The following is a 6,804-nucleotide window of genomic DNA, read 5'->3' on the forward strand; positions in this document are numbered from 1 at the left end:
CAAAGGTCCGCGTGCCGCGGATGCCGCCGCCGCCGTGGAGCGCCGCTTCGGGGGGCATCACGGCCGGGTGACTTTCCAACAGAAGCGCCTCGACCTGTTCGAAGATATGTACGCCAGCCTGGAGCGGGGTTACGGGAACGACAATCTCGGCTATGCGAACATGTGCTTATGGCATTACCTGGCGGGCTTCCTGTACGAGGAGCCCTTTAGCCTGTCCGAAAAACATACCAGCCGGGATGCAGTGGAGCAGTCGATCAGCCACATGCGCGAACAGCTGGGCGCCTCCCTCACGCTGGCCGACCTGGCGGGCGCTGCGAACCTGTCGGCCAGCCATTATTCGGCTATTTTCCGCAAGCGGACGGGCTATTCGCCATTGGAGTATTTCCATCACCTCAAAATCCAGAAAGCCTGTCAATACCTGCTGTTTACGGATATGCGGATCAAGGAGATCGCGTATGCGGTCGGGATTGAAGATCCGTATTACTTCTCGCGGATGTTCAGCAAGCTGATGGGCGTGTCGCCGCAGCAATACCGTTTGAAGCGCGGGGTGTAAAGAACCGGGAAACAGCGTATCTTGCCCGCCAATCCAATATCCATGATCATCGACACATTAGCGAACGCAGACAAGTACGCGGGACTGGGGGAACGCTTCCAGGCGGCATTCAAATGGCTCCGGGAATCCGGCCTGGCCGGGCTTGAGAAAGGAAAACACAGCATCGAGGGCGACCGCATCTTCGCCATCGTCAACGAATACGATACCATCCCCGCCGAAGGCGAGCAGATGGAATCGCACCGCAAACATATCGATGTACAGTATATTGTTTCGGGCGAAGAGCTGGTAGGGCACGATATGCTGCGCGGGCAGCAGGTGAGCCGTCCTTACGACGACAACGACGATTTCATGCTCTGGGCCGACCGCCCGTCTTTCTACACCAGGCTTACGCCCGGGGATTTCGCCATCTTCTGGCCCACCGACCTGCATATGCCCAACCTCATTTCGGGGAAATCCGTAAAGGTGCGCAAGATCGTCATCAAGATCGCGACGGGTAAATAGTCCCCCGGATTTTACTATTTTGCGGCCGTATTTAATAAAATTATCATGTCAAATAAACGGTTCACACTGGCCTGGCTGGGCGGGAAGGAATGGCTTGCATTGTTGCTTTGGTTCGGTTTGTCGGCGATCGTTGGCCTGAAGGAGTTCATGGTCGACAACCACAACAACTACACGATTTTCAAGCATGTCTATCTCCATACCATCCACGGACAAACGCTCTACGGGCCTTATCCCGAGTATTTCGATGTGAATAACTACGGGGTGCTGTTCAGCGTGCTGATCGCGCCGTTCGCCATCCTGCCCGACTGGCTGGGGAGCATCCTTTGGGTGCTGACCAATGCGGCGGTGCTGTTCCTGGCGATCCGGCAGCTGCCGCTGAACCGGATCCAGCAGAACCTGGTGATCATTTTCGCGAGCCATGAGCTGATGGCGGCGAGCAGTTATTTCCAGTTCAACCCTATCGTGGCGGCCTGTATCATTTTTGGCTATACGATGATGCGGAAGGAGAAGGACTTCTGGGCGGCGTGTTTTATTATGTTCGCGACGCTGACGAAGGTGTATGGCATTGTGGGGCTTGCGTTTTTCTTCTTTTCCCGGCATAAACTGAAGCTGATCGGCAGCATGGTGCTGTGGGGAGCGGTGTGGTTTGCGGCGCCGATGGTGCTGTCTTCGCCGCAGTTCGTGGTAAGGATGTATGTGGAATGGTATAATGCGCTGGTGGTGAAGAATGTGCAGAACGCGCAGATCGACAAGGGCATCGTGTTGCAGGACATTTCCGCGATGGGCTTCATCAAGCGGACGTTCCGGCTGCCGTATTTGTCCAACCTCGTGGTGATAGGCCCGGCCATGGTGCTGTTTGCGGCGCAGTACATCTGGCTGAAGTATAAGGACGATGTGCGCTACCAGCTCCTGATCCTTTGTTCTACTTTGCTTTTCACGGTATTGTATTCCAGCAGTTCGGAATCTCCGACTTATATCATCGCGTTCCCGGCGGCCTGCATCTGGTATATGTTGCAGCCGCGGAGCCGGGCGGCGGATATCTTCTTCGTGTATTTGCTGATCGGCACGAGCTTTTCCCATTCCGACCTGGTAACGTCCTGGGTGAAGAAGAACCTGGTAGTGCCTTATGCAGCCAAAGCGATGCCCAGCCTGATATTGTGGTTGCTGATCGTGTTCCAGGTCACTACGCGGCGGTTCCTCCGCTGGCCGCAGGTGGGTGCGCAGTTTTCACATTAAATTCATTTTCCCGTAACGCAGGGGAAACATCCGTCGGGGATATTGCATCCGGAAACCGATGGTTGTTTCCCCTGTTTGTTTTTTGCCCCGCGGCATTGTCGTCCATATTGATCCCGTTACCTGATTACTGTAGTCCCCCTTTTATCTTAGCATCATAAGCATTACCAGTTCCTCCGTTTCCGGGGGAACTTTTTTTTGTGCCGGGGCGTGGTTACAGCTGTTTAAATGTGGCATGGAAATCGCGGTAATTGCTTGAAAATCCTTAACTTAGGAATAATACGTTTATTGATCACCAAAACAACTACGCATATGAACCGGATGTACCATGCAATCCTGGGGATGGCGGCATTATTGTTGGCCCAGGGCGTTCAGGCCCAGAATGTTCCCAAAAAAATGTATCTCAAAGTGGCAGGCGGTTATTTCTTCAGCGTTTCGCCCGGACAATTCCCTGATGTAGGCCCTTATCCGCCGCGGGATATCCGCAACACCGTGAACCCGGCTACCGGGGCCGTCACGGAGGTATTCGAGCGGGTGCTCACGGGCTCTTACGGCGAAGGGCTGCGCGGCGGGCTTACCGTGGGGTATAATATCAACAAGCACATCGCCATAGAAGGCACTTTCAATTATTTCCACAGCCAGGAGAACCTCATGACACGGAACGTCAGTGTTTTCGAAGGGTTGAATAAAGACGCGGCGCGGATTGAGTCCGACGGGCACGTGAACGCCATCGACTTTGCGCCGAGCCTGGTGCTGAGCCCGGGTTATGAGAAGTTCAACCCGTATGTGCGGTTCGGCTTTGTGGTGCCGTTGTGGGGCAAGCTGATCATCGAGACGGAAGCCATGCGGATGAGCCGGCCGGCCGGCGTGCCTTTGCCCGCGGGCACGATGGTGAAAACGGATATCAGCCGGACGGAGGAGATCAAGCCCAATCCTACCTTCGGGTTCCAGGGGGCGATGGGTTTCAATTATAATGTTTCCCGGCGGATAGACATTTTCGCCGAAGCGGAGTACCGGAACGTGCCGGTGCGTAGCAAAGAAAAGGAGGTGACGAAATACAGCGAAACGAATAACGTGGTGAATGTACAGTCGGGCGACGTGCTGCAGCAGCTGCCGGGGCGGGGGATTGACGACCTGAGCCATGCGGAGCGGTATACCACGTATGTGACGGTGCTGGACGAGAATTCCAACACGCCCACGGGCAGTACGGGCGCGCAAACGAATTACAAGAACGATAATGCGCCTGCCAATGATTTGAAGTCGTATATCAATATCGGCGGTCTGGGCCTGAATGCGGGTGTCCGGATCAAGTTTTAGATATTTTAAACCGGCGGCGCGCAGGAATGGGCGCTGCCGGTTTGTTCTTCCCCAAAAAGTTTAGTATATTTGTTCCTATGTCAGGATTTACCATACTGCCCAGATTGAAAAGTGCCCGGTGTTACCGACCGGTTGCAGGGGTGACGTATGCCTGCAACAGCGTGTCTTTCCGCACTTTCTGCAAGAAGTTATACTACTTCTCAAATTTTAAGGACTTCAATACGCTTGCCCTGAACCATTAAGCGTTTCTCCGGGTTCAGGGGTTTTTCTTACTGCTTTTATTCGATGCTTAATTGAATTGCTCAGATGCGAAATCAACAAGAGGTTTCCATCGGCGGCATGATTTTGTTCGTTTTAGTAATCGCCAACGCGCTGATTTTACGCGCGGGGCTGTTGAATAATGCGGGCTGGTACCGGGCTTTGTATATATCCCTGCCATTGCTGCTGATCGTATTGATAACCGGAATGTTTAAAAAGCCTGGTGCGAAGCCTTGAAAAGCCGCACCGGAAATACTATTACATATATAAATCATTATTAAATCTTTTACACCATGCAAAAGAAACAGCAACCTATATTCAGGAAGGATGACTATGATGTGATCCACGCCTGCCTGCAGGAAGGTGCGAGGGAAAGTGCCTTCGGCCCCGCGGTCGTGGAATCGCTGCTGGCTGATTTCAGGAAGGGCAAGCTGGTGAGCAAGGAAGCTTTCCCTGCGGACGTGGTACGCCTTAATTCCCGCGTCATCATCCAGGAATCAGACCGTCCGAAAGAGATGGAGGTAACGGTAGTGTTACCCGAAGAAGCCGATATCAAACAAAGAAAAATATCCGTCATGGCGCCGGTAGGCGTGGCCCTTATCGGTTTCCGGCAGGGGCAGGAAGTGATGTGGCAGGTGCCGGGCGGGAAGAAGAAGTTTACGATCAAAGAAGTGTTTAACGAAAGAGACTGATAGCTCTAATTGGAAATTTACAATAACGGGCGCCTGTTGAGGCGCCCGTTTGTTTATGTAATTATTTTGCTTCGGCAAGGAACTCCGCCACTTCCTTATCTTCTTCATCCTCCCGGATGCCCTGGAGCGCGCGGTCCAGCTGGATGGCAATGAATATCGGAATGATGTTCAGCCCAAAATACACGGCGGTGGATGCAGCGCTGTATTGTCCCACTACCTGCATTTCAAACAATTCAATATCGATCCCGAAGTCGATGCCGCCGGCATTGGAAATGTAAGGCATGCATTTTATACCCAGGTTGATCATCATCATCACCCCGAATAGATTGAAATTCGGGATCTGGATGATATTGAACCACAGGTTATACCGGAAGAAATGGCGCTTTTGCTGTTCCCGCTTCCCGGCGAGCAACATGTAATTGGTATAGGCGCAGTAGCAGATGGCGGCGGTGGACAGGCTGATCAATATCCATTGCGGCGCGCCGATCCCATGGAAGTTGGACATGGCGAAACGCTGCAGGAAATACAGGTTGAGCAGGCTGGCTGCCAGGCTGGAGAGGAGCGCGGACCAGGCTGCATCTGGCTGGCTGCCAGGAGGTAGGCGTAGAGGACATATTGCCGGAAGGGCGTGTATCTTTTTCTGGGCATCGTTATTATGCATTAGGGCTTCCGTCATAATGGATCAAATCGAGCGTCCAGCCGATGAAGATTTCCATTACCCATTCGTAGAAACTTTCATTGACTAGCTCGGGCTCGTTTTCCTGGGAGGAGGCGCCGGACTCCCAGAACACGATGGGGCAGTCGGTGGATTCGTCGTTCACGAAACGGGTGTCGAAGCAATAAAAGTTGCCGCTGTCATCCGAAGAGAAAGGGACGAGGTAACCGGGCTGCGGGGTTTCCACCTGGTGGTGCTCGCGTTCGTACACGCTTTCCAGCGTCTGCGGAAAATCGACAGGGCCGATCCCGTAGATCGTATTGCCGAGGAGCTCCAGGGTATTGAACCGGGAGATCAACGCCTTGTAGTCGGCTGGCAATGAAACGTGATGGGTGTGCTCGAATGCGGTAATGCGGTCGTCGGTGATAGGGGGACCGAGTTTAATGACGTTGGGGGAGAACTTCTCCAGTTCTGAGATGATATCGGTAGTGGTGAACATGTGCGGAGTTAGATTATCATGTAAATTACCAATTTCCCGGTTATCAGGGGCTTTCTTTCATTTCTTGTCCGCTTCACATTCGGTCTACATTCGGTTCACCTGTAGCGAGACAAGCAAAAATCTCCTTTCCTGCAAGTTTTTTGTCCTTTGCTGCAAGTCTTTTCACAAACGTGCTTGCGACCTTTGACGTTACAAAATATTCGAGTAATGCTGTCAAACCCCGACAGCCATTTTTAACCCATAATCCTTATTCTATGGCAAAAGCCACAGACAACCTCCTCCTTCACGGAGTTTCCGGGACCCTGGGCGGTCAATTCGTGATCCGCCAGCACATGGGCAAATCCATTATTTGCAAGCGGCCTAGAAAGTTTACCGGCGGCCCAACGGAAGGCCTCGGGAATGTCCGGGAAAAGTTCCAGATGAGTTCCGTGTATGCGCGGTCCATGAAAAACGACCCCGATGTGTACGCCGCGTACAAGGCCTCGGCCAGGAACGGGCAATCGGCTTACAATGTAGCGATGGCCGACTGTTTTAATGCTCCCGAGATCCGCGAGATCGATACGGATGCCTACACAGGCAAGGCGGGAGACAAGATCCGCATCCGGGCGGTGGACGACTTCCTGGTGAAGGACGTGCATCTGACCATGTTTTCGCCCGATGGTTCATTGCTGGAAGAAGGCGCCGCTACCGCAAACGGGAATGGTTTCGATTGGTACTTCTCCGCAAAGAAGGTAAATGCCGCGCTGAGCGGCACCCGCATCAGGATACAGGTGTTTGACCTGGCGGGTAACGTGGCCGAGCAGGAAAACGTGCTGTAAGGCTTTCTTACCGTGGTGAAGCCCTTCCGGTCCGGGAGGGCTTCATCCATTCCGGAACGAAGCGGGCGAGTGGCCGGTGTGGGCGTGGAAGGCGCGGAAGAAGGCGCTGTCGTTGTCGTAACCGACCTGTGCGGCGATTTCGCGGATGGTGGCGTTTGTTTCCTGCAGGAGCCGCCGGGCGGTGTTGATGCGGAGTTGCGTGATGTAATCTTTCAACGTGAGGCCGAATACGAGTCGGAAGCCTTCCGAGAATTTTTTGGGATGAAGGCAAACGGCGC

The 6,804-nt window shown here is 53.5% G+C and carries 9 protein-coding genes; 6 read left to right on the top strand and 3 right to left on the bottom strand.

Translation table 11 applies throughout. The features are described 5' to 3' along the window. The 5 genes from Q0510_RS19725 to Q0510_RS19745 all read left to right on the top strand — a co-directional run. A partial coding sequence (locus Q0510_RS19725; RefSeq protein ID WP_298715551.1) for an AraC family transcriptional regulator occupies positions 1 to 553 on the top strand: 553 nt, incomplete at its 5' end. Positions 554 to 595: 42 nt separating this feature from the next. Beyond that, the gene (locus tag Q0510_RS19730) at positions 596 to 1,054 is read left to right on the top strand and encodes a YhcH/YjgK/YiaL family protein (RefSeq protein ID WP_298715553.1); all 459 of its coding nucleotides are present in this window, start codon (positions 596 to 598) and stop codon (positions 1,052 to 1,054) included. Positions 1,055 to 1,099: 45 nt separating this feature from the next. Beyond that, positions 1,100 to 2,290 carry a glycosyltransferase family 87 protein gene (locus tag Q0510_RS19735; protein ID WP_298715555.1) on the top strand — a complete coding sequence of 397 codons (1,191 nt, stop codon included), beginning with the start codon at positions 1,100 to 1,102 and terminating at the stop codon, positions 2,288 to 2,290. A 309-nt stretch (positions 2,291 to 2,599) separates the two neighbouring features. After that, the gene (locus Q0510_RS19740) at positions 2,600 to 3,604 is read left to right on the top strand and encodes an outer membrane beta-barrel protein (RefSeq protein ID WP_298715557.1); all 1,005 of its coding nucleotides are present in this window, start codon (positions 2,600 to 2,602) and stop codon (positions 3,602 to 3,604) included. Between the two features lie 551 nt (positions 3,605 to 4,155). After that, complete coding sequence (locus Q0510_RS19745; protein ID WP_298715559.1) at positions 4,156 to 4,554, top strand: GreA/GreB family elongation factor; 399 nt, start codon at positions 4,156 to 4,158, stop codon at positions 4,552 to 4,554. 61 nt (positions 4,555 to 4,615) lie between these two features. Here Q0510_RS19745 and Q0510_RS19750 read toward each other — a convergent pair whose 3' ends face one another. Then, positions 4,616 to 5,230 carry a hypothetical protein gene (locus Q0510_RS19750; protein WP_298715562.1) on the bottom strand — a complete coding sequence of 205 codons (615 nt, stop codon included), beginning with the start codon at positions 5,228 to 5,230 and terminating at the stop codon, positions 4,616 to 4,618. After that, positions 5,208 to 5,708 carry an SMI1/KNR4 family protein gene (locus tag Q0510_RS19755; protein WP_298715564.1) on the bottom strand — a complete coding sequence of 167 codons (501 nt, stop codon included), beginning with the start codon at positions 5,706 to 5,708 and terminating at the stop codon, positions 5,208 to 5,210. The genes Q0510_RS19750 and Q0510_RS19755 overlap by 23 nt, the downstream gene beginning before the upstream one ends. Positions 5,709 to 5,962: 254 nt before the next feature. On the opposite strand from Q0510_RS19755, the gene Q0510_RS19760 reads away from it, so the two are divergent. After that, positions 5,963 to 6,526, top strand: coding sequence for a hypothetical protein (locus tag Q0510_RS19760; RefSeq protein WP_298715566.1), 564 nt, complete (start codon positions 5,963 to 5,965; stop codon positions 6,524 to 6,526). Positions 6,527 to 6,568: 42 nt separating this feature from the next. On the opposite strand, the gene Q0510_RS19765 is transcribed toward Q0510_RS19760, so the two are convergent. Beyond that, positions 6,569 to 6,804: helix-turn-helix transcriptional regulator (locus Q0510_RS19765; RefSeq protein WP_298715567.1), on the bottom strand; the 236-nt coding region annotated here is incomplete at its 5' end.

Origin of the sequence: uncultured Chitinophaga sp. (assembly GCF_937874145.1) — a bacterium.
GTDB lineage: Bacteria > Bacteroidota > Bacteroidia > Chitinophagales > Chitinophagaceae > Chitinophaga.